This is a genomic window from Massilia sp. Root351, from assembly GCF_001425045.1.
GTDB lineage: Bacteria > Pseudomonadota > Gammaproteobacteria > Burkholderiales > Burkholderiaceae_D > Rugamonas.
The window spans coordinates 49781-73518 of record NZ_LMDJ01000034.1; the positions used below are offsets into that span (position 1 = coordinate 49781).

Annotated in this window: 20 protein-coding genes; 8 read left to right on the forward strand and 12 right to left on the reverse strand. The window is 65.9% G+C overall.

What is annotated here, in order from left to right:
* Window positions 1-2 precede the first annotated feature (2 nt).
* The 3 genes from ASD15_RS26975 to ASD15_RS26985 all read left to right on the forward strand — a co-directional run bounded on the left by ASD15_RS26975 (window position 3) and on the right by ASD15_RS26985 (window position 5211).
* On the forward strand, window positions 3-1610 hold the full coding sequence (locus tag ASD15_RS26975; RefSeq protein WP_057158127.1) for a glycoside hydrolase 43 family protein: 1608 nt from the start codon (window positions 3-5) through the stop codon (window positions 1608-1610).
* A 23-nt stretch (window positions 1611-1633) separates the two neighbouring features.
* Entirely contained in the window at window positions 1634-3496 is a 1863-nt protein-coding gene (locus tag ASD15_RS26980; RefSeq protein ID WP_057158128.1) for a glycoside hydrolase family 28 protein, read from the forward strand.
* A 77-nt stretch (window positions 3497-3573) separates the two neighbouring features.
* Complete coding sequence (locus ASD15_RS26985; RefSeq protein WP_200954102.1) at window positions 3574-5211, forward strand: M28 family metallopeptidase; 1638 nt, start codon at window positions 3574-3576, stop codon at window positions 5209-5211.
* A 205-nt stretch (window positions 5212-5416) separates the two neighbouring features.
* On the opposite strand, the gene ASD15_RS26990 is transcribed toward ASD15_RS26985, so the two are convergent.
* From ASD15_RS26990 to ASD15_RS27020, 7 genes are all read right to left on the reverse strand, one after another.
* Window positions 5417-5911, reverse strand: a complete 495-nt coding sequence (locus tag ASD15_RS26990) for an SRPBCC domain-containing protein (protein ID WP_057158130.1) — start codon at window positions 5909-5911, stop codon at window positions 5417-5419.
* Complete coding sequence (locus tag ASD15_RS26995; RefSeq protein ID WP_057158131.1) at window positions 5908-6237, reverse strand: helix-turn-helix transcriptional regulator; 330 nt, start codon at window positions 6235-6237, stop codon at window positions 5908-5910. The genes ASD15_RS26990 and ASD15_RS26995 overlap by 4 nt, the downstream gene beginning before the upstream one ends.
* Before the next feature lie 122 nt (window positions 6238-6359).
* Window positions 6360-8909, reverse strand: a complete 2550-nt coding sequence (locus ASD15_RS27000) for a TonB-dependent siderophore receptor (RefSeq protein ID WP_229418355.1) — start codon at window positions 8907-8909, stop codon at window positions 6360-6362.
* 309 nt (window positions 8910-9218) lie between these two features.
* Complete coding sequence (locus ASD15_RS27005) at window positions 9219-9461, reverse strand: hypothetical protein (protein ID WP_057158358.1); 243 nt, start codon at window positions 9459-9461, stop codon at window positions 9219-9221.
* Between the two features lie 13 nt (window positions 9462-9474).
* The gene (locus ASD15_RS27010; protein ID WP_200954104.1) at window positions 9475-11106 is read right to left on the reverse strand and encodes a M28 family peptidase; all 1632 of its coding nucleotides are present in this window, start codon (window positions 11104-11106) and stop codon (window positions 9475-9477) included.
* A 19-nt stretch (window positions 11107-11125) separates the two neighbouring features.
* Complete coding sequence (locus tag ASD15_RS27015) at window positions 11126-11824, reverse strand: glutathione S-transferase N-terminal domain-containing protein (protein WP_057158134.1); 699 nt, start codon at window positions 11822-11824, stop codon at window positions 11126-11128.
* 119 nt (window positions 11825-11943) lie between these two features.
* Window positions 11944-13587 carry an isovaleryl-CoA dehydrogenase gene (locus ASD15_RS27020; RefSeq protein ID WP_057158135.1) on the reverse strand — a complete coding sequence of 548 codons (1644 nt, stop codon included), beginning with the start codon at window positions 13585-13587 and terminating at the stop codon, window positions 11944-11946.
* 81 nt (window positions 13588-13668) lie between these two features.
* On the opposite strand from ASD15_RS27020, the gene ASD15_RS27025 reads away from it, so the two are divergent.
* From ASD15_RS27025 to ASD15_RS27035, 3 genes are all read left to right on the forward strand, one after another.
* Window positions 13669-14289, forward strand: a complete 621-nt coding sequence (locus ASD15_RS27025; protein ID WP_057158136.1) for a TetR/AcrR family transcriptional regulator — start codon at window positions 13669-13671, stop codon at window positions 14287-14289.
* A 58-nt stretch (window positions 14290-14347) separates the two neighbouring features.
* On the forward strand, window positions 14348-15022 hold the full coding sequence (locus tag ASD15_RS27030; RefSeq protein ID WP_057158137.1) for a DUF4197 domain-containing protein: 675 nt from the start codon (window positions 14348-14350) through the stop codon (window positions 15020-15022).
* Window positions 15023-15165: 143 nt separating this feature from the next.
* Entirely contained in the window at window positions 15166-15810 is a 645-nt protein-coding gene (locus ASD15_RS27035) for a PEP-CTERM sorting domain-containing protein (RefSeq protein ID WP_057158138.1), read from the forward strand.
* On the opposite strand, the gene ASD15_RS27040 is transcribed toward ASD15_RS27035, so the two are convergent.
* A complete protein-coding gene (locus ASD15_RS27040; RefSeq protein WP_162249950.1) occupies window positions 15807-16295 on the reverse strand; it encodes a LysR substrate-binding domain-containing protein in 489 nt (162 codons plus the stop codon). The genes ASD15_RS27035 and ASD15_RS27040 overlap by 4 nt on opposite strands.
* A gap of 96 nt (window positions 16296-16391) precedes the next feature.
* A complete protein-coding gene (locus ASD15_RS33710) occupies window positions 16392-17993 on the reverse strand; it encodes a histidine kinase dimerization/phospho-acceptor domain-containing protein (protein WP_057158140.1) in 1602 nt (533 codons plus the stop codon).
* A gap of 169 nt (window positions 17994-18162) precedes the next feature.
* On the opposite strand from ASD15_RS33710, the gene ASD15_RS27050 reads away from it, so the two are divergent.
* Window positions 18163-18792 carry a GIN domain-containing protein gene (locus ASD15_RS27050; protein ID WP_057158141.1) on the forward strand — a complete coding sequence of 210 codons (630 nt, stop codon included), beginning with the start codon at window positions 18163-18165 and terminating at the stop codon, window positions 18790-18792.
* Window positions 18793-18807: 15 nt separating this feature from the next.
* On the opposite strand, the gene ASD15_RS27055 is transcribed toward ASD15_RS27050, so the two are convergent.
* The 3 genes from ASD15_RS27055 to ASD15_RS27065 all read right to left on the reverse strand — a co-directional run bounded on the left by ASD15_RS27055 (window position 18808) and on the right by ASD15_RS27065 (window position 22593).
* Window positions 18808-20094, reverse strand: a complete 1287-nt coding sequence (locus ASD15_RS27055) for a hypothetical protein (protein ID WP_157201165.1) — start codon at window positions 20092-20094, stop codon at window positions 18808-18810.
* A 10-nt stretch (window positions 20095-20104) separates the two neighbouring features.
* Window positions 20105-21007, reverse strand: coding sequence for a CsgG/HfaB family protein (locus tag ASD15_RS27060; protein WP_057158359.1), 903 nt, complete (start codon window positions 21005-21007; stop codon window positions 20105-20107).
* A gap of 122 nt (window positions 21008-21129) precedes the next feature.
* Complete coding sequence (locus ASD15_RS27065) at window positions 21130-22593, reverse strand: cytochrome P450 (RefSeq protein WP_057158143.1); 1464 nt, start codon at window positions 22591-22593, stop codon at window positions 21130-21132.
* Between the two features lie 63 nt (window positions 22594-22656).
* Between ASD15_RS27065 and ASD15_RS27070 the strand changes: the two genes are divergently transcribed.
* The gene (locus ASD15_RS27070) at window positions 22657-23730 is read left to right on the forward strand and encodes a hypothetical protein (protein ID WP_229418356.1); all 1074 of its coding nucleotides are present in this window, start codon (window positions 22657-22659) and stop codon (window positions 23728-23730) included.
* Window positions 23731-23738 lie beyond the last annotated feature (8 nt).

Consider the following 23738-nt stretch of genomic DNA (forward strand, 5'->3'; position numbering starts at 1 on the left):
CCATGATGAAACCACTATTGACCTGCGCGCTGCTGGCGGCGCTGAACCTGGCCCACGCGGCCGAGCCATGGGTGGCGGACCTGGGCAACGGCAGCTACCAGAACCCGGTGCTGAACGCCGACTACTCGGACCCGGACGCGGTGCGCGTCGGCGACACGTATTACATGACCTCGTCCAGCTTCAACAGTGCCCCCGGCCTGCCGCTGCTGCAGTCGAAGGACCTGGTGAACTGGGAACTGGTGGGCCACGCGCTGCCGAAGCAGGTGCCGGCCGCGCACTTCGACGTGCCCCGCTTCGGCGCCGGCGTGTGGGCGCCCTGCCTGCGCTACCACGACGGCAAGTTCTGGATCTTCTACCCCGACCCGGACTTCGGCATTTACGTCATCACCGCGCAGAACTTCAGCGGGCCGTGGAGCGAACCGCACCTGCTGCTGCCGGGGCGCGGCCTGATCGACCCGACCCCGCTGTGGGACGAGGACGGCAAGGCCTGGCTGCTGCACGGCTGGGCCAAGAGCCGCGCGGGCTTCAACAACGTGCTCACGCTGCATCCGATGGCGCCGGACGGCAAGCGCGTGCTGGACCCCGCCGGCAAAGTGGTCATCGACGGCAACAAGCTGCCAGGCTACCGGACGCTGGAAGGGCCCAAGTTCTACAAGCAGGACGGCTGGTACTACGTGTTCGCGCCCGCGGGCGGCGTGGAGGAAGGCTGGCAGACGGTGTTCCGCTCGCGCAGCATCGACGGGCCATACGAGGACCGCATCGTACTCGAACAGGGCGCCACGGCGGTCAACGGCCCGCACCAGGGCGCGTGGGTGCGCGCACAGGACGGCAAGGACTGGTTCCTGCATTTCCAGGACCGCAAGGCCTACGGCCGCGTGGTGCACCTGCAGCCGATGACCTGGACCGACGGCTGGCCACTGATCGGCCAGCCCGGTCCCAAGCCCGGCGTCGGCAACCCGGTGGCGACCTACCGCAAGCCGGTGGCCGGGCAGGCCGTCAAAGTGCCCGCCACCAGCGACGAATTCGGCGGCAGGACGCTAGGCCTGCAGTGGCAGTGGAACGCCAATCCGCAGCAGGGCTGGCACGCGCTGGGCGCGCGGCCGGGGCATCTGCGCCTGCCGGTGCTGGCTGCGCCACAAGCCGATGGCTATGTGCGCGCTGCCCCCAACATCGTCGGCCAGAAGCTGCCCGCCGGCACATTTACCGTGGACACCCGCATCGAACTGGGCAACGCGGCCGAAGGCGACCGCGCCGGGCTGATTTTGAACGGCATGAGCTACGCGTGGCTGGGATTGCGCAAGCAGGACGGCGACACACAGCTGGTCTACACCACCTGCACGCCGTTCGCCCCGCGCTGCAAGGAACAGAGCACGGTGCTGCTGCCGCAAGCGCCGTCCGCGCTCTCACTGCGCATGGTCATGTCCGACGGCGCGAAGGCACAGTTCCACTACAGCGTGGATGGCAAAGAGTACGCTGCAGCCGGCGCGCCGTTTTCCGCCACCAAGGGGCATTGGGTGGGCGCGCAAGTAGGCCTGTTCAGCGTGGGCAGCGGGACCGCGCCTGCCGCCCCGGGCCACCTGGACGTGGATTATTTCAGACTTAGCCGCTGAGTTAATTACCGAGACATAAAAGCATGAATACAACCATTACCGACCAGCGCCGCCGCGCGCTGCTGAAAGGCGCTTCCGCTGCGGCCGCACTGGCTGCCGCAGCTCCCGGCCTGGCCAACGCCGGTGCTGTCGATGCACCCGCCGCTGCGGGCGCCGCAGCCGCGCCTGGCGATCCGTGGGCGCGTGCCGAACGCATTGTCGCCAAGTTCGCCAAGCCGCTGTCCTTCCCGGCGCGCGACTTCGTCATCACCGCGCACGGCGCCAGGCCCTGCGCCATGGCCGACGTGACGCCGATGGCCGGCGCACACGGCACGCCATCAGCCACGCAGCCGTCCCCGGCGCCCGGCTCGCCGGACAGCCAGCCCGCCATCCGCGCGGCCATCGCCGCCGCCAGCAAGGCCGGCGGCGGCCGCGTCCTGATCCCAGCCGGCGACTGGTACTGCAAGGGCCCCATCGTGCTGCTGTCCAATGTGAACGTGCACCTGGCGGCAGGCGCGCGCGTGCACTTCAGCGCCAACCCGGCCGACTATGCGCGCGACGGCGATTTCGATTGCGGCCCGAACGGCAAGCTGGTGCTGTCGCGCTGGCAGGGCAACGACTGCCTGAATTACTCGCCCATGGTGTACGCCCGCAACCAGGCCAACATCGCCCTTACCGGCGAGGACTGGACCAGCATCCTGAACGGCCAGGGCAACGTGCCGTTCGAGGACGCCAGCGCCGGCGGCGGCGGCTGGTGGGGCTGGGCCGCGCGCAAGCCGGCCGGCGTCGCCGCGCGCCAGAACGTCACCAACGAAGCCAACCCGGCCTCGCTGTCCGCGCTGGCGCCGCAGCTCACGCCAGCCGAGCTCACGGCCATCAAGGGCAGCCACGCGGACTGGCGCAGCGACGAGAAATACCTGCCCGCGCTGTCGGAGGCGCGCGTGCCCGCCGAGCGCCGCGTGTTTGGCATCGGCCACTACCTGCGGCCCTGCATGGTGGAATTCGTCGGCTGCACCGACGTGCTGATGCAGGGCTACCAGCTGGTCAACACCCCGTTCTGGCAGCACCACCCCGTCAACTGCCGCAACGTGCACATCAACAAGGTGCGCATGGAAAGCATGGGCCCGAACTCGGACGGCTTCGATCCCGAATCCTGCGACACCATCCTGGTGAACGGCTGCCTGTTCAACACCGGCGACGACTGCATCGCCATCAAGGCCGGCAAGAACACCGACGTGCAGTACGGCCCCACGCGCGACATGGTGGTCCAGAACAGCATCATGAACACCGGCCACGGCGCTATCACGCTGGGCAGCGAGATGGCGGCCGGCATAGAACACGTCTACGCGCAGAACCTGGATGTGCGCAATATGCACTGGGCCACCGATCCGCTCGGCACCGCCATCCGCATGAAGACCAATATGAACCGCGGCGGCTTCCTGCGCCACTTCTACGTGCGCCACCTGACCCTGGCCAACGGCGTGCGCACCAAGCCGGGCTTCTACACGCCGATCCCGGGCGGCGCGATCGCGCCCAGGACCGTCTCCACCAGCGGCGGCGCCATCATCACCATCGACTGCGACTACACGCCGGCCTTCGACAGTGTGCGCACCCGGCCGCCGGAAGTATCGGAGATCCACATCTCGGACGTGCGCGTGTCCGACGTGCAGACCGGGGACGGCGCCTACTCCTGCTACCAGGCCTTCGTGCTGCTCGGTCCCGTGGCGCACAGCTACAACGGACCTGCGGGCGTGCCGCTGCTGCCGCTGTCCAACGTCAGCATCAGCAGTTGCAATTTCGGCACGCCGCGCGCCGGGGAACCCTGGTTCGTGCACAACGTGCGCAACGTCGTGCTGAGCGACGTCACGATAGCCGGCAAGCGCTACGACACAGCGATCAGGGTTTGACCTTCGCAATGTTTAGGCCGATACTTGCAGCGTTTTTGCCTATCCATTACCCAAGGAGGTTCACAGTGAAAAACGCCATGCTAGCCACCCTGCTGCTATCCGCAGCTGCGGCGCAGGCCAACGATACGCCCAAGTTCGACCCGCAGCGCCTGTCGCAGGACGTGAAAGTCTTGTCATCGGACGACTTTGAAGGCCGTGGGCCGAACACCGCCGGCGAAACCAAAACTGTGGACTACCTGATCGAGCAGTTCAAGGCGGCCGGCATGAAACCGGGCGGCGACCTGGTGAAGGGCAAGCGCAGCTGGACCCAGGAAGTGCCGCTGGGCCGCTTCGAAATCCAGGGCCCGGTCACGCTGTCGCTGAACGACGCCAAGGGCAGCCAGCTCTTCCTGCAGGGCGACCAGATGGCCGTGCGCGCCGCCATGAACGGCGCCAAGCGGGTCGATTTCGACAAGGCGCCGCTGGTGTTCGTCGGCTACGGCGTGAACGCGCCGGAGCGCAAGTGGGACGACTTCAAGGGCGTGGACCTGAAGGGCAAGCTGGCCGTGGTGCTGATCAACGACCCGGACTTCGAGACCGGCGACGGCGATTTCGGCGGCAAGGCCATGACCTACTACGGCCGCTGGACCTACAAGTATGAAGAGATGGCGCGCCGTGGCGCGCTGGGCACCATCATCGTGCACGAAACCGCACCCGCCTCCTACGGCTGGCCGACGGTGAAAAACTCCAACACCAACACCATGTACGACATCGTGCGCAAGCAGCCGGGCAAGGCGCACGCTCCGATGGAAGCGTGGATCCAGCGCGACGTGATCGTCGACCTGTTCAAGCGCGCCGGCCTGGATTTCGAGGCGGCCAAGAAACAGGCGCAAACGCGTGACTTCAAGCCGGTCCCGCTGACCGGCCTGTCCCTGTCGGCGCACTATGCCGTGGACACGCAGGTGATCAAGTCGAAGAACGTGGCGGCCCTGGTGGAAGGCAGCGAGCGTCCCAGGCAGACCGTGATCTACAGCGGTCACTGGGACCACCTGGGCGTAGGCCTGCCGGACGCCAAAGGCGACAAGATCTACAACGGCGCGGTGGACAACGCCACCGGCATCGCCGCGCTGCTGGAACTGGCGCGCGTGTACGGCAAGCAGCCGGCACCCAAGCGCAGCGTGGTGTTCCTGGCCGTGACGGCTGAAGAGAAAGGCCTGCTGGGTTCCGAATACTACGGCGCCAACCCGCTGTACCCGCTGGAGCAGACCGCAGGCGTGATCAACATGGACGCCCTGAGCCCGATGGGACCGTCGCGCAACTTCACCATTTCCGGCAGCGCCAAGCTGGAACTGATCGACCAGACCATCGAGAAAGCCAAGCGCTGGAACATGGCCTACTCGCCGGATCCGAAGCCGGAAGCGGGCCACTTCTTCCGCTCCGACCATTTCTCGATGGCCAAGCGCGGCGTGCCGGCGTTCTCCATCGGCTCGGGTGAAGACTGGATCGACGGCGGCCTGGCGGCAGGCAAGGCCGCCGAGGTGGCGTACAACACCAACAACTACCACCAGCCGTCCGACGAGTGGAGCGCGCAGTGGCCGTTCACCGGCCTGGCGCGCGACCTGGAACTGCTGTACACGGTTGGCCGCGACCTGGCCGACTCCAAGGACTGGCCGAACTGGGGCAAGGACTCCGAGTTCCGCGCCATCCGCGACCAGAGCGCAAGTAAGAGAAAATAAGCGAAAATAAGCGAAACAAGCGTGCGCCATGAGAAAAGCCCGCACAGTGCAAACTGTGCGGGCTTTCTCATTGTTGGTGCCGGTATATTTCCCGACCGCCGGCCCCGGTAGTAGCGTCTCTTTGTACGCTATGTCCGGTTGTCTCCTCCAACCGCCAACCAGACCTTCATCGTAGCAATCCCGGCGAACGCCGCTTTGATATTTATCAAAGCGCCGGACCGCGCAAGTGCGCTTCCAGCTGGTCGAAGGTGCCGCCGTAGCCTTGCTGCAACGACGGGCGCAGCTCGTCGAAGAACTGGTATTCGGGCGCCGTTTCGCCGAAGGGGATGGCGCTCAGCGACACGGTCGTGACGCCGTCCTGTTCGCTGAACACCACCGTGTTTTCGATCTCCAGCGGACAGGCCGGGCTGAACGGCGCGCGCTCGATGCCGCAGTGCTCGTTGGCGAAGGAATTCAGCCATACGATGCGCTGCTGCGGCACGATCTCGCGGTAGTTGAAGCGGCCCCACATGACCGGGGCGCCGGCGAAATGCATGGCGTAGTGGAAGAAGCCGCCGGGGCGCAGTTCCAGCCGTTTCACTTCCACCTTGCAGCCCTGCGGCCCCCACCACTGCTGCAGGCGTTCGGCTTCGGTCCAGGCTTGCCACACCGTTGCCAGTGGCTGCGGGTACTGGCGGGTAATGGTGAATGCTTGCTTCATGTTTCGTTCCCTTCCTTGTTGAGGTAGTCGCCCAGCCGGTCGAAGCGGTCCTCCCACATGCCGCGGTAGGTGTCCAGCCAGTCCGACACGTCTTTCAGCCGCGCCGTCTCCAGCTTGCACGGCCGCGTTTGCGCCACCCGGCCGCGCGACACCAGTCCCGCCTGCTCCAGCACCTTGATGTGCTTGGAGATGGCGGGCTGCGTCATGGCGAACGGCTCGGCCAGTTCGTTGACGGTGGCCTGGCCCGACGCCAGCCGCGCCAGGATGGCGCGCCGCGTCGGATCGGCCAGCGCCGCAAAGGCGCGGTTGAGGGCATCGGAGTGCATGGCGTCGCTTAGTATATAACCAAGTTGGAATATAAGCCTGCGGCCGCATCCTGTCAAACGAAAAAAGCCGCCCGGCTTGCACCGGGCGGCTTGGGGGCATGCCCCTGGGACTGCGTCGGGATTTAGAAGCGGTAGTTCAGCGACGCGGCGAAGGTGCGGCCCAGCTGGCTGAACTGCGAACCATCGTAGGTCACCATCGAATAACGGCCGTTGAACGTGATCAGGTTGCGCTGCACTTCGGCCGGGGTCAGGCCGGTGGTGGCGTTAGCCGTCTTGTCGTCCAGGATGGCCTGGCCTGTCGCATTCAGCGCGCGGATGTTCCATTGCGGCGTCACGTTGAACATATTGTTCACGTTGAACGACAGGGTCATCGACTTGCTCAGATTATAGTTCAGCGCGAAGTCGGTCAAGGTCTTGGTCTTGAAGGCCGTTTCCAGGTTGCTGTCCAGGCCAGCCTGGCGGAAATAGGTCGGACCGAACACGGTGTTGTTCAAGGACAGATTCAAGTCCTTGTAGTCCCAGTCGGCCCCGACGATGGTCTTGAACTTGGGACGCGAAGTGAACATCAGCGCCTCCTGGGTGGCGTCCAGCACCGACTGGCCGGCGCTGGCGATCGGCGGCGGATTGTTGACCGCGCCGTCGCGCTCGTTTTTCAAGGAATAGTTGCCCGACAGGTTAAGCGTCAGCTTGCCGTCCGCGAAGGGGATATTCTTGCGCGACAGCACGTAGTCTATGCCCGAGGTAACACTGGTCAGGGCGTTGACGAAGAAGCTCACCGACACGATGCCGGCCTTGGCCAGTTCCTGGTCCAGTTTCTTGGTCGGATCGCCGGTCGGGACGATTTCCTTGCCCAGCACGATGCGGTCCTTCACCTTGATGTGGTAGAAGTCGACCGTGATGCTGGTGTCGTTGTCCGGCTTCAGGCCCAGGCCCACCGTAATGTTGTTCGATTTCTCCGCCTTCAGCTTCGGCACTTCCAGCGCGCTGGCTTCCGGCGACACGTTGTTGATCAGGCCGGACACCTGGATGCCCTTGCCCGCCACGAAGGAGTACTGTTTCTTCTGCGTGAAAGTCTGCGCCAGCGACGGCGCGCGGAAACCGGTGGAGGCGGAGCCGCGCAAGGTCAGCTGCTCGCTCACTTTCAGGCGGGTCGATCCTTTCCAGACGAAGGCGCTGCCGAAGTCGGTGTATTTCTCATAGCGGCCGGTAGCGTCGACCAGCCATTTGTCGCTGATGTCCCAGGTGGCGCCGCCGTACACGCCGTAGTTGGAGCGCGACGAGGGGAAGGAATTGCGCGGGTCGTTGCCGGCATAGGAGTCCGCGCCGCCGTTGATGTAGGAGGCTTCTTCGCCGGCCAGCACCGCGTATTTTTCGTGCCGCAGCTCGGTACCGGCATAGGCGCTGACATTGCTGGCCACTTGCCTGGACACGTCGCCGTTCAGCACGAAGTGTTCGAACTTCACGCCGCCGGCATGGAAGCTGGTGGGCGACTGCACCTTGCTGGCGCCGGAGGCGAAGTCCGCCGCCATGCCGCGGTTGATCGAGTTCGCCACGCCGTATTCCTGCTCGTTGCCGCCGTAGGTCAGGCTGACGTCGGCGCTCCAGTCGCCCAGCGGGAACTTGACGCCGCCGGTGGCGTTGTAGTCGTCCAGCTTGCCGATGAAGCTGGGCACATAGCCCAGGTAAGGCGTGCCGGCCGCGTGCAGCAGGCCGTAGTCGGTCGGCCGCCAGTACGGCGTGCGGTAGTTGGCGTAGCTGTCGATTTTCTTGTGGATGTAGGCGGCGTTGCCGTAGATGGACACGCCGTCGCTCAGTTCGTAGCGGCTGTTGACCAGGGCCTTGGCGGCCTCGGTGGCCGGCGCGCCGTTGATGTTGCCCGCATCCGGCTTGAGCGCCAGGAAAGGCTCGACCTTGTTTTTCAGGAAGTCGGCAAAGACGTCGGTTTTGTCCATGAAGTCCGAGGTTTCGCCGCGCGCGTTGACAACGCCGGGGCGGTTGGACAGCTTGGTCTTGGACACGTCCAGCGTGAAGTTGACGAAGCCCTGGTCGCCCAGCGCGAGGCCCTTGTTCAGGCTCAGGCCGCCCATCTCGCCGTCGCGCTCATGGGTGATGCCGGCGCGCGCCGTCAGCGAGCCGCCTTCGGCCGCGTCCTTCAGGATGATGTTGACCACGCCGGCAATGGCGTCCGAGCCGTACTGGGCGGACGCGCCGTCGCGCAGCACTTCGATGCGCTTGATGGCGTCGGTCGGGATGGCGGAAATGTCGGCGCCGCTTTCGCCGCGGCCGGGAGAAGTCTGGGTGTAGATCAGCGAGCTGGCGTTCTTGCGCTTGCCGTTGATCAGGATCAGCACCCGGCTCGGCCCCATGTTGCGGATCTCGTAGGGATCCAGCAAGGAGGTCGCGTCGTTGACCGGGGTTTGCACGGTGTTAAAGGACGGCACGCGGAACTGCAGCGATTTGTCGAGCGAGTTCTGGCCGGTCTTGGTCAGTTCGCGCGCGCCCAGGATGTCGATCGGCACCGGGGTGTCGACCAGGGTGCGCTGTGCGCCACGGCTGCCGGTAGAAACGATTACCACCTTCTGGATGTCGTCCGCCGGTGCTTCGGCGGCAGCCGGTGCGGTGGCGGCGGGCTTGACTTCCTGCGCCAGGATGTAAGGGCTGGCGGACAACATCAACACTGCAAATGGAAAGCTCTTCTTCATGGATCTTCTCTCTTGTAACGGTGTTTTCTAGGTATGTAGGCGCTTGTGGCGGGTGTTACGAGGCTGAATGTAATATGTAACATTGCTATGAGTCCATTCATAAAGGTTATGGGAGCAGGAATACAACGTTCCGCGACATTTCGCGAAAAGTGTTGTGATACTTGGTACTTTTCCTGTGTAAGATGAGGACGCACCCCGTCCGCGCGGCGGACGATACCACTTTATTTTTTTGGTGCGACTGCGGGGAAAATCGGGCCGCGCGAACGGCGGCCCGTCGGGTCAGCGGCGCGGCTTGCCCGGCGCGTTTTTCGGTGCTTTTTGCGCTGCGGAGCCTGCGGAATAAAGGGTCTTCGCGTCCTTGTGGGCCTGGTCGATGTTGCGCAAGGCCTGGTCTTCGTCGTGCTTGACGAAGAACTCGGCGTCCTGCGCGGCTACTACCAGTTTGATGGCGGCGGCGTCGGCCAGGTGGTACTTCTCGACGATCAGCGTGGTCACTTCGTCGAGATACTCTTCGTATGTCATTTCACTTGCCATTTCATTTCCTAAATGTGTCGCCGAAGAAATCGCCCTTGTTCCAGCTTGGCCTGTCGGCGGCGTTGGCGATCTCCAGCGCGATGTTGTAATTGAGCTGCGCGAAGCGCGCAGCGGCGTCGAAATTGAACGGCAGCTTCAGGTCGTCCGTCGGCTGGTGGTAGTTCGTGCTCAGGAAATGCTCCCACTGCTTGGCGCCGTCTTCGCCCTTCTGGAACGAGGCCATGCCGGTGGCCAGGAAAATCGAAGGGATGCCCTGGCGCACGAACATATAGTGGTCGGAACGGGTGAACAGGCCCTGCTCCGGCCACGGGTCGGGAATCAGCTCCAAATTCATCGGCTTGAGCGCGCGCGTCAGGTTGCCCTTCAGGCTGGAATGCTCGGCGCCGAAGGCCATCACGTTCTTGAAATCGAAGGTCAGCAAGGGCATGTCGAGATTGACGTTGGCCACGATGGCGCCGGCCGGCACGGTGGGGTTGGTGGCGAAGTAGTCTGCGCCCAGCAAGCCTTTTTCTTCGCCGGTGACGGCCACGAACAGGATGGAGCGCTTGGGCTTGACCTGGCCCTGGCTGAACAGGCGCGCCGTTTCGATCAGCGTGGCCACGCCGGAAGCGTTGTCCATGGCGCCGTTGAAGATGTTGTCGCCGCTCTTTTCCTTCACCTGGCCCAGGTGGTCCAGGTGGGCGCTGAACACCACGTATTCGTTTTTCAGCTTGGGGTCGCTGCCCTCGATCATGCCGACCACGTTGCTGCTCTTCAGGTCGTTGCGCGTGCTTTGCGAGGCCATGCGGGCCGACACGCCCAGGTCGCCGCGCTGCACCGGCTTCTCGGCCGCCACCTGCTCGTAGATGGCATCCAGCTTCAGCCTGGACTGCGCGAACAGCTTGCGCGCGGCCGGGATGCTGAGGCTGTACCGGTTTTGCAAGGTCGGCTGCTGGTGCGCCGCCACCCCGTTCTTGTCCACCCAGCTCATGCTGGGGATGTAGCGGTAATCCTTCAGCTTGGCGAACGGCACGGCTTTTTCCGAGCCCGGCGTGGGAATGGTGATCATGCCGACGGCGCCGTGGCGAGCGGCCGCTTCGCGCTTCAGCTCCCCGCTGGCGAAGTGCGCGCCTTCCTCGGTGGGGAAGCTGCGCGGCTTGCCGGACAGGACCACGACGATCTTGCCCTTCACGTCCACACCCGCGTAGTCGTGGTGCTTGAGACGGTCCGCCTCGATGCCGTAGCCGACAAATACCAGCGGCGCGCCAACGGCAGACTGGTCTTCCAGCAGGCTGCCGGAGGTTACGTACTCGTCCAGGTAGGCCAGCTTTTCAGTGCCGGCCTTGCCGCTCAGCTCCAGCACTGGCGATTCCTGCACCAGGCGCGTGGCGCGCAGCGGCACCTGCTGCAGGAAGCTGCCCTGGTCGCCCTTGGGCGCCAGGCCGTATTGCAGGAACTGCGTGGTGACGTAGTGCGCCGCAATGTCGTAGCCCCGGCTGCCGGTTTCGCGGCCTTCCAGCAAATCGTCCGCGAGGAAGGTCAGGTGGGCCCTGATCATGTTTTTGTCGGCGCGGATGTCTTGCGCATTTTGCGCGTGCGCGCCGGCCGCCAGGGCCAGCAGGCCGGCCGCCATTAGGGAGCGATGTTTCAGCACTATGTCTTCCTTAGTCTTGTTAAGTTGGGCGCTTCGGGATATCCAGGCCGCGCTGCACGGCGGGTCGCGCCAGGCAGCGTTCCAGCCAGGCCGGCACGCGCGACAGGCTGGCGTAGTCCACCAGCTCGCCCGCGCCGTAGAAGCCGATCAGGTTGCGCACCCAGCCTATCATGGAGATGTCGGCGATGGAATAGCCGTGGTCCATGATGTGGTCGCGGCCTTCCAGGCGCGCCTCCAGCACCGCCAGCAGGCGCTTGGTTTCGTTCACGTAGCGCTGCAGCGGGCGTTTGTCCTCGTATTCGCGGCCGGCGAACTTGTGGAAGAAGCCCACCTGGCCGAACATCGGGCCGATGGCGGCCATCTGAAAGAACACCCACTGGATGGTTTCGTAGCGGGCGGCCGGGCCGGCCGGCAGGAACTGGCCGCTTTTCTCGGCCAGGTAGAGCAGGATGGCGCCCGATTCGAACAGCGCCAGCGGCTTGCCGCCCGGACCGTCGGGGTCGACGATGGCGGGAATTTTGCCGTTCGGGTTGAGCGACCTGAACTCCGGGGTATTGTTTTCGTCCTTCATGATGTCGACCAGGTGCGGCTCGTAGGCCAGGCCGGTTTCCTCCAGCATGATGGATACCTTGACGCCGTTCGGCGTCGGCAGCGAATACAACTGGATACGTTCGGGGTGCTGGGCGGGCCAGCGCTGGGCAATGACAAGGTCGGACATGGTGGTCTCCATCTTCAGTGAGAGATGGGAGTGTAGCGTTTGTGCGCAGACCGTGCTGGCACGGCCACGCAGGGTGGGTCAGCGGGAACCGCGTCACCCGCCGGGCGCGGCCGGCGGCGCTAGTCCTGCCACGCCTGCGCCAGCACCGCGCCGCAATCGGCGCGCGCGTCCAGCGAACCGAACACCCGCCCCCACTCGCTGTCGTAGCGGCTGGCGAGGAAGGCCTCCGCGCTGGCCTGCGAAGCCGACTCGCGCATCAGCACCGCCTGCGCCGCCAGCATCAGCTTCTGCGTGTAGCGCCGCGCGCCCGCTTCCAGCTGTTCCGGCGGCTGCCGCAGCGCGTCGCGCAGCCCGGCGATTTCCCCGCGCAGCCGCGCCTCGTCGCCGGCGCGCCGCTGCAGGTCGTCCAGCAGCACCTGCATGCTGTCCGGATGGCGTGCGATGGCGCGCAGCACGTCCAGGCACATCACATTGCCCGAGCCCTCCCAGATCGAATTGACGGGCGCTTCACGGAACAGGCGCGCCATCGGCCCGTCCTCCACGTAGCCGTTGCCGCCGAAAACTTCCATCGCCTCGCCCGCCATCTCCACCGCGCGCTTGCAGATCCAGAACTTGGCGGCAGGCGTGACGATGCGCTTCCACGCCTGCGCGGCCTCCCCCTGCTGGCCGAACGCGTGTGCCAGCTGCATGGACACGCGCAGCGCCGCTTCGCTTTCCAGCGCCATGTCGGCCAGCACGGAACGCATCAGCGGCTGCTCGAACAAGGTGCGGCCGAAGGCCTTGCGCTGGCGCGTGTGGTTCAGCGCCTGCACCAGCGCCTGGCGCATGAAGGCCGCGCTGGAGATGCTGTTGTGCAGCCGCGTGTTGGTGGCCATCTCGATGATGGTGGGGATGCCGCGCCCCTCCTCGCCCACCATCACGCCCCAGGCGCCGTGGAACTCCACTTCGCTGCTGGAATTGGAGCGGTTGCCCAGCTTGTCCTTCAGGCGCTGGATGTGGATGGGATTCTTGCTGCCGTCCGGGCGCCAGCGCGGCACGTAAAAACAGGACAGGCCGGCATCGGTGCGCGCCAGCACCAGGTGCGCGTCGCACATGGGCGCGGAGAAGAACCACTTGTGGCCGACAATGCTGTATTCGCCGCCGCGCCCGGCCGCGCCGCCGGCGTGGGTGGCGCGGGTGGTGTTGGAGCGCACGTCGGTGCCGCCCTGCTTTTCCGTCATGCCCATGCCGACCATGATCGATTGCTTGGCGGCGGCCGGCAGGTCGCGCGCGTCATGCTCGCTGGAGAACAGCAGCGGCTGCAACTGCGCAAACAGCGCCGGTTCCTGCTGCAGCACCGGGATGCAGGCAAACGTCATGCTCACCGGGCAGAAGGAGCCGGCTTCGATCTGGTTGTGCAGGTACTGGCCGGCGGCGTAGGCGGTCCATGCGCCGGCGCGCTGTTCGGTGAAAGGCTGCGACACCAGGCCGTGGCGGCGCGTGATGGCCAGGAATTCGTGCCAGCTGGGATGGAACTCCACCACGTCGATGCGCTCGCCGGTGCGGCTGTGCGTGTGCAGCTCGGGCGGATGGCGGTTGGCCAGTTCGCCCATGCGGATCACGGCCTCGCTGCCCAGCAGTGCGCCCTGGCCGGCCAGCGCGTCGGCATGCCAGCCTGCGCCGCCGCGCGTCACGGCGTCCCGCAGCAGCGGGTCGGTCAGGTAGAGGTTGTAGTCTTTCAGCTCGGCAGCCTGGTTGCTGATCTCGTGGGTTTCCCATTGCATGGCGGTCTCCGTTGTCCGGTCGATTGATCCGATCGAATTAGTATAGGATTAAAGTGTGTTCAGCATGTTCGGATTCCACCCATGACAGATTCCAGCCGCGCGGCGCGCCAGAAGCCCCGCCGCAGGCCGCGCCAGGCACGCTCCTGGGCCACTTCGCTGGCCGTGCAGGAAGCCTTTGTTCGGGTTTTGCTGGCGCGCGGCTACGACGGCGTGACCATCCGCGAGGTGGCGGCGGTGGCAGGTGTGGGCATCGGTACGTTCTACGAGTACTTTCCCAACAAGGAAGCGCTGGCCGCAGTCTGCCTGCGCATGCGCATGAAGGCAGTGGTGACGGAGCTGGCCGCGCTGGCCGGCGCGGACGGGCCGGTGCACGGCCTGGTGGACGCCCTGCTGGACCGCATGGTGGAGCGCTTTGCGGGCCGCGCGGCGGAGTGGCAGGCGCTGCTGCAGCTGGAACGGCGCATCTCCACGCCGGAAGCCTATTCCCGGCTGTACCGCCTGGCCACCGACATGTGGGCAGCCGCGCTGGCGCGCGCGGCGCTGCCGGCGCAGGCGGCCTGGGTGGTGCACACCGCGTCCTACAGCGTGCTCACCCAGCGCGTCATGGAAGACGGCCCGCGCACGGACGCGGCGGCCCTGCGGCGCCAGCTTGGCGTGCTGGTGCACGCCTACCTGGCGGAGCAAGGCCGGGGCCACGGCTAGCCGCGGCGCGGCGCATGGCGTACCATCTGCAACATCCCCACCACACCGCGAGACCGCCATGTTCAAATCCATCCGCCTGCTGCCCCTGCTGCTGGCCGCTTCCAGTGCCTGGGCGGTATCGCTGGCCGACCTGTCCAACAAGGACGTCAACGGCGCCCTGAAAGCCGCGCTGGAACGGGGCTCCACCGCCGCGGTCAGCAAACTGGGCGCCGAGAACGGCTTCCTCAACAATGAGAAAGTGAAAATCCAGCTGCCACGCGTGCTGGAACAGGCCCGGCCCATCCTGAAAATGACGGGGCACGCGCAGCAGCTCGACGACCTGGTGGTGTCGATGAACCACGCGGCCGAGGCGGCCGTGCCGATGGCCAAGCCGCTGCTGGTGGACGCAGTCAAGAACATGACGCTGACCGACGCCAAGAACATCCTGAGCGGCGGCGACACGTCGGTGACGCAGTTCTTCCGCGAGAAGACGGCAGCCCAGCTGAGCGTGAAATTCCTGCCCATCGTGAAAAAAGTGACCGACAAGTCCGACCTCTCGGCCAAGTACAACGGCGCCCTGTCCCAGGTGTCGAAAATGGGACTGGCGCCGGCCGGCACGGTGGAAGACTATGTGACCCAGCGCGCGCTGGATGGGCTGTTCACCATGATAGGCGAAGAGGAAAAGGCGATCCGCAACGATCCGCTCGGTACCGGCAGCAAACTGATAGGTAAAGTGTTCGGCGCCCTGAAGTAGCAGCCAGGCGAATACTTTTTGTCGGGAAACTTTACACGGGCCGCCGACACGCCACGCCAACCCCTTGATTTATCAACAGTTGCAAATCAGGCATAAATTATGCTTTAGATTTCTCATTTGTTAATATTTCTGGGGGACCAAGTATGAAGCGCCTCTTTCTCGCGGCCCTGCTCGCCGTTTGCACCGCACTGGCCCACGCCGACATCATCTTCGACAACGGCCTCGGACAAGATTTCTCTCCGCGCAGCGGCTACTTTTCCACGGCGCTACAACAGCAGCGCCTGTACGACGATTTCAGCCTGGCCGGCACCTACGACATCGGGCACGTGTTTTTCCAGATGGGCCTGACGGAAGATCCGTTCTTCGGCTCCTTCACCTTTACCATCTACAACGACGCCGGCGGCGGCGCGATCGGCGGCGCCATCTACACCCGCACGCTCAACGTTGGCGACTACACGGCGGTACCGAACAGCATCATCAGCTACCCGTTCAGCACCTTCTACGACGTCACCTTCGCCACCGACGGCCTGACCCTGGGCGCCGGCAACTACCTGCTGAGCTTCTACGGCCTGGACCTGGAATTCCGCACCGCCAACACCGACGCCCCGAACGGCTACTTGCTGTGGCAGCAGGAAGACACCGGCGACGTGTTCGCCATTGATGGCGGCCTGCCCTTCCGCCTGGACGGCAGCGTACCGTCCAGCACGGTCCCTGAACCGTCCAGCCTGCTGCTCTCGGCCGCCGCGCTGGCCGCGCTGACCTTCCACCGCCGCCGGCGCCAGCACTAAGCCGCCAGCAGCGGACTCACGCTCTCCACCAGCAAGTCGGTGAACGCGCGCACCCGCAACGGCATATGGCGCTGGTTGCGGAAAATGGCCGACACCTCTTCCGTGTCGCCCGGATTGTAGCCGGGCAGCAGTTCCACCAGCCGCCCGGCCTGCAGCTCGGCCGCCACGTGGAGCATGGCCAGCCGGCTGACGCCCAGGCCGTCCAGCGTGAGCTGGCGCATGGTTTCACCGTTGTGGGTGAGCATGCCGTCCTGCACCGGCAAGTGCACAGTCTGGCCGCCGAGGCGGAACGGCCATTCATCGAGCGGGCGGCGGAAATTGAAGCAGCGGTGCCGGACCAGCCCGCCCGGCTCCTGCGGGACGCCCCCCTGTTGCAGATAGCGCGGCGCCGCCACCACGGCGCGCCGGCTGCGGCCCGGCACCCGGGCGTGGAAGCTGGCGTCGGCCAGCGGGCCCATGCGGATGGCCAGCGGGCGCCCCGTCATCAACGGTCCCGCCATCCGGGCCGAAGGCGGCACGGTGCAGACCATCGCCTGAGCCGGACTGCGGATTGCAAATTCCGGCTTTCGGATTCCGGCCGCCTATTCCGCGGAATCGGCGCTGCGGGCATGCTGCAGCGCTTCCCACAGTTCGCGGTACTCGAGCCGCTCGGCCATCGCCTCGATGCCGCGCGCCAGCGCCGGGTGCTGCGGCGCCACGCGCAGCAGCAGTTCGTTTAGCTGCTTGCGGTCCAGGTGCTGCACCGCGTTGCACAGCGCGCTGTAGGTGGCGCCGTCCAGCGCCTGCACATCGCCCGGCAGCAGCACCGCCGGGGCCGGCGCGGGCTCGGCTGCGGATGCGTCAGCTCCGGCCCCGCTGCCGTCACCGGGTCCAGGCTGCGGACGCGCTGCCTGGACCGGCTGCGGCGCGGCGGTCGGCAGCGTGCCGAGCTGGCCGACGTCGCTCAAGCCGCCCGGCGGCGGCGCTTGCTGCGCATCCATCCGCGACAGCGCCAGCACCTGGTCTATCAGCGCCAGCAAATGCTTGCCCGAGTAATGGATGAAGCGCAGGTTTTCCAGCTCGTCCTGGCTCAGCGACTGCGAGCGCGTCATCAGTTCCGAGAATCCGATCACCGCATTGAGCGGCGTGCGCAATTCATGGCTCATATTTGACAGGAACACGCTCTTGGCGCGGTTGGCCGCCTCGGCGCGGTCCAGCGCGGAGGCCAGCGCCCGCGTGCGCTCGTCCACCAGCTGCTCCAGCCGGCTGCGGTAACTGGCCAGTTCCCTCTCGGCCAGCGTGCGCTCGGCGTCGATGTAGGCCAGGCGCTGCTGCGTCTCGCCAATCCAGCCCAGCACGCTGTCGCGCGGCGCATCCGGCAGCGGGGCGGAAAAGTCGCCGCTGCCCAGGCGCGCGATGTGGCCGTACAGCTGCGGTACGCTGCCGCCCAGCACCGCCAGCACTTCGCCGCGCGCCATCCATACCAGCGCCAGCAGCATCGCCACCAGGCACAGGAACACCACGCGCAGCTGCAGCGCGCGCTGCTCGCTCAGCCGCACCGCCTTCAGCGTGCGCTCGTCCGTCATGACCGCGAACTGGCGGATCGGCTCCATGATGGCAGCCTTGGCCTGGTGATAGGCGGCGTCGTGCAGCACGGCGGTGGCGCGCGCGCGGGCCGCCGCGCCGCCCGGCGTGCCAGGCGCAGCCTGCTCCACCAGGCGCATGGCGGCGAATTCGGTGGCCGTCAGCGCGTCCGAGCGCCGCCTGGCCTGCTCCAGCACGGCGATCTCCTGGGCCATGAAACCGGCGCGCCGTATCAGCTCGTGCAAGGGCACGGCGTTGCCGGGCGGGCCGGTAAAGCTGGCGCCGGCGGGCACCAGGTCCCAGTAAATGTCGGGATGCTTGGCCGAGCGCGGCAAGCGCCCGTCGCGCACCGCCAGGATCTGCTCGAAGTGCTGCTTGTAGACCGGATCGCCGGTGGCGGCGAAGCTGCGCGCCATGCGGGTCAGCTCGTCCGAGGACTGGCGCAGTTCGCTGGCCAGGAAGGTGGAACGCTGGCGCACGTCGTTGGCAACGTCGATCTTCTTCTCGGCCCGCACATAGAACACGAAGCTGGCGGCCAGCAGCAGCGACACCGCCAGCGTCAGCCAGAGGTGCACGGACAGGCGGGACAGGCGTCGGTTGGGGGCGGCCGTGCTGAGCATAGTCGTTCAGGTCTGTGAGGGCGCGCTCATGGTATGCCTATCATCCGGCAGGGGCAAGCGATGTTGCAATTGACTCCCGCGAATTTGCAGTTCGTCGCAAAAACCACCACAGCGGCGCGGGCGAAATTACAATGGCCTCACTGACAACTTGAATAACCCAGGGAAAACCATGCGCCGTCTCTTGATTCAAACCGCCATCGCCACGCTCGCCTTCACCAGCTCCGCATACGCGGACGAACAGGTGCGCACCTTGCAGCCGTTCACCGCCATCGACAGCAAGGGGGCGTACAGCATCGTGGTGGAGGGCGGCAAAACGCAATCCGTGAAACTGTCCGGCACCGACAAATTCATCGGCAACCTGGTGACCGAAGTGGTGAACGGCGAACTGAAAATCTACCACCGCGACGGCGGCGGCAAGAACGCCAACGGCGATCCGCGCATCATCATCACGGTGCCGTCGCTGGTCAAGTTCATCGGCGAAGGCGCGGGCGAAACGGTATTGAAGAACATGGCCGGCGAGCGCCTCGACGTGAGCTACCAGGGCGCGGGGCGTTTCGCCGCGCAGGGCAAGGTCAAGCTGCTGCGCCTGAAGGCGCAGGGCGTGGGCGAAGTAGACACCAAGGACCTTGCCGCCGAACGCGCCGACGTGAACTTCAACGGCATCGGCAATGTGAAGGTCAGCGCGAGCGACACGCTGAACGCGGTGGTAAACGGCATGGGCAACCTGACCTACTACGGCAAGCCGCGCCACCTGAACAAGACCGTCAACGGCATCGGCAACGTCAACGCCGGCGACTGATCCCGGGGCCCGGCCCTAGCGCAGGCTGCCGGCCAGGCGCGGCGAGGACAGCAACTGGCGGAACGCGGCCCAACGCTGGGCGCGCGCCGTTTCCGGATCGGCCGAGGTGGCGTGGCGCTTCACGTAGTCGCCCACCAGGTCGGCGCCCACCGTGTAGTTGATGACGTAGCCCCGGTTGGCCTCATAGAAGCGGATGCGCTGCTCGGCCTTCTCGGGCGGATACAGCAGCACGTTCACCAGCCACTCCACGGTTTGTTCGCGCGTGGCCTTGCCGTCCAGGTAGGCGCGCGCGGCGTCGTTGTCGGCATAGGCCAGCTTGCCGAACAGCTGCGTCAGCGCCGCGTATTTGTCGGCCAGCGCCGGGTCCAGCCCGGCCAGCGGATACAGCACGTCGCGCTCGAAGGCCAGCCGCTCCTGCGGCGTGAACGCCATCAGGATGCCGTAGTTGGCGCTGCCCTCTGCCACCAGCGACATCGGCGAATACAGCGGGTAGACGCTGAACTCCTGCCAGTTCTTGCCCTTGACCAGGGTCTGCTCCAGCAGCGCGTTGTAGACGTGGTGGCCGGGATAGCCTTCATGGCAGCCCAGGTCCACCGCGCGCTCGATATAGATGGGGAATTCGGTGTTGATCTGGATCAGGCTGTGCGCGTCGCCCTTGTACCAGTTGTAGCCGGACCACGGCTGGTTCTGCACGAACTCCAGCACGAAGCTTTCGTTGGCCGGCATGGAAATATACTTCGCGCTGCGCTCGCGGCAGGCGCGGATGGCAGCCTCCATCACGGGGCGCAGCTTGTCCTTGGGGATTTCAACGCGGGCGCGGAAGGCTTTCACGCGGTCGGCCAGCGGGCCCTGTCCGCCAAGCAGCTTGCCGATGCGGTCCTGCAGCTCCAGGTAATAGGCGCGGTCGTGGCGCGGCGCCACCGCGTTGTACATGGTGGCGGTTTCCTCGTCGAAGCTGAACTTCTTGCCGCCCAGCATATCGACCCGCATCACCATGGATTGCAGCTGCTTGTCGAGGAAGGCGATGCGCAGCGCCTCGTCGGCGTCGCCGCCGGCAGCTACCGGGGGCAGCGCCTTGCGCGCCGCCTCCGCCTCGCTGCGGATGGCGGCCAGGCTCAGCTTCTCCTTCACCGCCTGCTCCTGCAGTTGCGCCGGTCCGTAATAAGCGTCCACATAGGAAGCGTCATGCTGGCCCACGGCCAGCACCAGCTTCATGTAGCGTTCGCCCACCTCCTGAACCGGCGCCGCCCAGGCACTGCCTGCGATCAGCATGGCCACACCTCCCGCAAGCAGTTTACGCATGCACTATCCTTTACTTTTTCTTGGTGTCCTTCTTGGCAGGAGCCTTGGCTGGCGCCGGCGCCGCCGCCGGCTGCGATGCCGGCGTGCTGCCACCCTGCACACCCAGCGCGCCGCCGGTACCCAGGCCGCCCGCTACTTCCTGCGCCTTGTAATTGCGCACCGCTTTCACCAGCTGGTTATACGAGTCCATGAAAGCGGCAGTGAGGATTTTACCCTCAGGCGTGTTGGAATAGCCACCGGCACCCGCAAAACCGCCGGCGAACAGGCCGCCGAACATATTGAAGTCGAAGTTCTTGGCGCTGCCTTCGGCCGCAGCGAGCTGCACCCCGGAACGGTTGTCGATCATGATCAGCGTGGTAGCGGCCTCATTCGATTTCATGCCGCCCGCTACCATGCCGGCCACGCTGCCGATCAGGCCAAAGCCGCCCAGCGCACCGCCCATGCCGGAAGTACCCTTCTGGCTGAAGTTGATGGTAGGGCTCATGGTGTAATCGGCGGCGACCATCTGGCCCTTGCCGAAGTTGCTGCCGCCGCGCATTTCGCCGCTCTGCTGGATGTCGCGCTCCATGTTCATGTTCTTCAGCGCGGCGCCGCGCTCGACCACCACGAAACAGTTGGACTGCTGGATCATCATGCGCAGCACCGGCACGGTGGAGCCCAGCTTGTACTGCGACAGCGCGTGGTACCACGGCGCGGACTGGTCTTCCACCACGCCCAGCGTGCCGAGCGGCTTGTCGCATTTTTCCAGCTGCGAGCTGGCGTTGGCCGCGTTGGCGCCGCCTGCAGCGCCGGTGGCGACAGTGCCGCCGCCGCCCAGTTGCGGCTGGGTGCCGGCGCAGCCGGTCAGCGCCAGCGCGGCGATGGCTGCTGCGAGATATTTTCCCTGGATCTGGATCGTTTTATTGGTCTTCATGGTCGTACTCCCCTGGTCGTTTGCGTGGGCAAAGCTGAGCTTCATTTTAGTCGTGGGGGAGTATATTTCAATCAACTAGTTAGATTCTATACAATTGTCACACTAGTAATTATATTTATTGATCAATTTCCTGCGGCCGATAGTGTTCGCTTATACAGGCGCATCCACAGGCTTTCCGGCGACATCACGAAGCCCATCACCTCCCGCGCTTGCTCACCGGTGGCCGTGCGCACCGCGTCCACCTCATAACGCGCCAGCACCATGGCGATGGCGATCTTGATCTCCAGCAGCGCCAGGTAGCGCCCCGGGCAGGTGCGCGGCCCGGCGCCAAACGGCACGCCCACCTTCTTGTCGGCGGATATCTGCCCCTGCGCATCGGGCAGCCAGCGCCGGGGATCGAATTCGGCGGCGCGCGGGAAATGGCTGTCGGACACGCTATGGTGCCGCAGCACGCACCACACCAGATCCCCGGCCTTCACTTCGATGTCCGCCACCGCCGTGTCGCGCAGCGCTTCCAGCGGCATGAACGGCGCCACCGGCTTCAGGCGCATGGCTTCCTGGATGCACGCGTCCAGGTAGTCCAGCGCATCCATCTGCTCGATGCTGAAGGATGCGGCATCCGGCGCATGGCGCAGCACTTCCTCGCGCGCGGTCTGCATGGCCTGCGGGTGGCGCTGCAGCAGGTAAAGCAGCCAGGCGATGGTGTTGGCGGTGGTATCCTCGCCGGCCAGCAGCATGGTCGAGACATTGCCGGCCACGGAACGGTCGTCCACGCCGCTGTCCTGCTGGTCGGCGGCGGCGATCATGGCTTCCAGCAGATTGCCGGGACGCGCCACGCGCAGCGGGTCGGCCGCCATGCGCGTGCGGGCCTGAGCGATCAGTTCGTCGACCGCGCTGGCCAGCGCCGCCGCCGAACGCTCCAGGCGGCGGTCCTGCGGCAGCTTGAAGTAGCGCCAGTACGGCAGCAGCGTGAGGCTGCGGCGCGCGATGCCCGGCAGGATGACGTCCAGGTGGCGCTGTATGGTGTCCTCGCCGCCGTCGATGGTATTCACTTCCGTGCCGAATGCCAGGCCGGCGATGATGTCGACCGTGTAGCGCTTCAAATCCGCCGCCAGGTCGATCTCCTGCCCGGCCTGCGCGATACCGTCCCAGCGCCGCTGCAGGCGCAGCGCCACTTTCACCAGCGCCGGGAAATACGCCTTGATGGCGTGCGGCGCGAAGCCCTGCATCACCATGCGGCGCTGGTTGCGCCACTCGCTGCCCTCGGCCATGAACAGGCCGGGCAGGCCGCCCAGTTCATCGGAGATCATGGCCGTCACGCTGGGGCGGCGAAAGCCGTCCGGCCGGTCGCGCAGGATGGCGGCCACCGCTTCATGGTCGGCCACCACCAGCACCCGCGTGCGGCCGAAATGCACGGGGAAGTAGGCGCCGTAGCGCTGGCACCAGCGTTCGATGTCGCGGTGCACGCTGAGCGGCCTGATTTGCAGCAGGTTGCCGACCAGCGGCCATGGGCGCGGTCCGGGCAGCGATGGGATGCGGCGCAGCGGCGGCCGGCTTTCAGCGGTCAAGGTAACGGATGTAGTCATAGTGACATCATATCCCATATCGATTTCACAACCTGCCGGGCCAGCGGTGCGAGGCGAAAAACCGTGCCGGCGTACCATCCCGGCATGGACCCGCACCGCATTCCGGCACGGCTGGCAGCAGCCGTGCTATCGCTGGCAAGCTGCTGCACCGCCATGGCGCAGCAGGCGGGCGGCGCTGCACCTGCCGCCGCCGCACCCGCAGTGCCGACCGTGACCATCCCCTACACGCGCGACCCGGTCGACAAGTCCTACCGCAAAATGGTGCGCGGCATGGAGCGCTACCAGCGCGAACGGGCACTGGCGCCGCGCTCCGCACTGCGCTTCCAGGTGCTGCCGCGCCAGCCCGGCGTGAAACTGGACGGCGTCACCCTGAAAGTGGTGGGCGACAGCATCGCGCTGCCGGTGGCCATGGCGCCGGACCACAGTTTCACGCTGGAGCGCAATGAACAGGCCTTGCGCGAGGATGCGGCGCTGGTGGCCAACCGCAAGACCAGCAGCATGACCTGGCGCGCCATGGTGCGCAGCGAAGGCGTGCCCGCCGGGATGCGGCGGCTGGGCGACCTGCGGCTGGAATGCCTGGTCGGGATGGAGGCGGGACTGGTATCGAACAACTCCGCCCTGTTCGCATGGCTGAACGACATGCTGACCGATGCGGACAAGGTATGCGCTTCGCCGGAGGGTAACTACCTGCAGTTTGCGGACCGGCCGCTGTTCGGAGTGACGCTGCACGCGGGAGCGCGTTCGATGGCGCTGCCGTTCAGGGCCTTGTACGCGGGCGGCACGCAAACCGAAGCCACCCTGCCCTATTGCGATTGCCAGGTCCTGCTGGACCGCAGCTACTATGCGCCGGTGTGGGACCGCAGCTGGCCGGACGATGCGCTGCTCAGTTTCCAGTACATGGACGACGCGGCGGAGCCGGTGCCGCCCCGGGTGGCCAGCAAAGAAGCGGCGCGCGCGGCGCTGGGGGAGCCGGCGGCCGCGCTGCGCTTCGACAGCGGCTATGAGGTATGGCAGTACCGGTATCCGCCCGCCGCGAGCCTGCCGAAGGGGGAGGACGGCAGGCCGCAGATGGCGGAACTGGTGCTGTTGTTCGACAGCGGCGGCGCAACACGCCAGTACCGCCGCCGCGAACCATAGCCGCCGTG

Coding starts and splice junctions, on each gene's coding strand:
- ASD15_RS27040 (WP_162249950.1), bottom strand. CDS start 16,295: ATGACGGGGCGCCCGCTGGCCATCCGCATGGGCCCGCTGGCCGACGCC.
- ASD15_RS26995 (WP_057158131.1), bottom strand. CDS start 6,237: ATGCACTCCGATGCCCTCAACCGCGCCTTTGCGGCGCTGGCCGATCCG.
- ASD15_RS27065 (WP_057158143.1), bottom strand. CDS start 22,593: ATGACTACATCCGTTACCTTGACCGCTGAAAGCCGGCCGCCGCTGCGC.
- ASD15_RS27055 (WP_157201165.1), bottom strand. CDS start 20,094: ATGCGTAAACTGCTTGCGGGAGGTGTGGCCATGCTGATCGCAGGCAGT.
- ASD15_RS27020 (WP_057158135.1), bottom strand. CDS start 13,587: ATGCAATGGGAAACCCACGAGATCAGCAACCAGGCTGCCGAGCTGAAA.
- ASD15_RS27000 (WP_229418355.1), bottom strand. CDS start 8,909: ATGTTGTCCGCCAGCCCTTACATCCTGGCGCAGGAAGTCAAGCCCGCC.
- ASD15_RS27060 (WP_057158359.1), bottom strand. CDS start 21,007: ATGAAGACCAATAAAACGATCCAGATCCAGGGAAAATATCTCGCAGCA.
- ASD15_RS26990 (WP_057158130.1), bottom strand. CDS start 5,911: ATGAAGCAAGCATTCACCATTACCCGCCAGTACCCGCAGCCACTGGCA.
- ASD15_RS27050 (WP_057158141.1), top strand. CDS start 18,163: ATGCGCCGTCTCTTGATTCAAACCGCCATCGCCACGCTCGCCTTCACC.
- ASD15_RS27030 (WP_057158137.1), top strand. CDS start 14,348: ATGTTCAAATCCATCCGCCTGCTGCCCCTGCTGCTGGCCGCTTCCAGT.
- ASD15_RS27035 (WP_057158138.1), top strand. CDS start 15,166: ATGAAGCGCCTCTTTCTCGCGGCCCTGCTCGCCGTTTGCACCGCACTG.
- ASD15_RS33710 (WP_057158140.1), bottom strand. CDS start 17,993: ATGCTCAGCACGGCCGCCCCCAACCGACGCCTGTCCCGCCTGTCCGTG.
- ASD15_RS26980 (WP_057158128.1), top strand. CDS start 1,634: ATGAATACAACCATTACCGACCAGCGCCGCCGCGCGCTGCTGAAAGGC.
- ASD15_RS27025 (WP_057158136.1), top strand. CDS start 13,669: ATGACAGATTCCAGCCGCGCGGCGCGCCAGAAGCCCCGCCGCAGGCCG.
- ASD15_RS27005 (WP_057158358.1), bottom strand. CDS start 9,461: ATGACATACGAAGAGTATCTCGACGAAGTGACCACGCTGATCGTCGAG.
- ASD15_RS26985 (WP_200954102.1), top strand. CDS start 3,574: ATGCTAGCCACCCTGCTGCTATCCGCAGCTGCGGCGCAGGCCAACGAT.
- ASD15_RS26975 (WP_057158127.1), top strand. CDS start 3: ATGATGAAACCACTATTGACCTGCGCGCTGCTGGCGGCGCTGAACCTG.
- ASD15_RS27015 (WP_057158134.1), bottom strand. CDS start 11,824: ATGTCCGACCTTGTCATTGCCCAGCGCTGGCCCGCCCAGCACCCCGAA.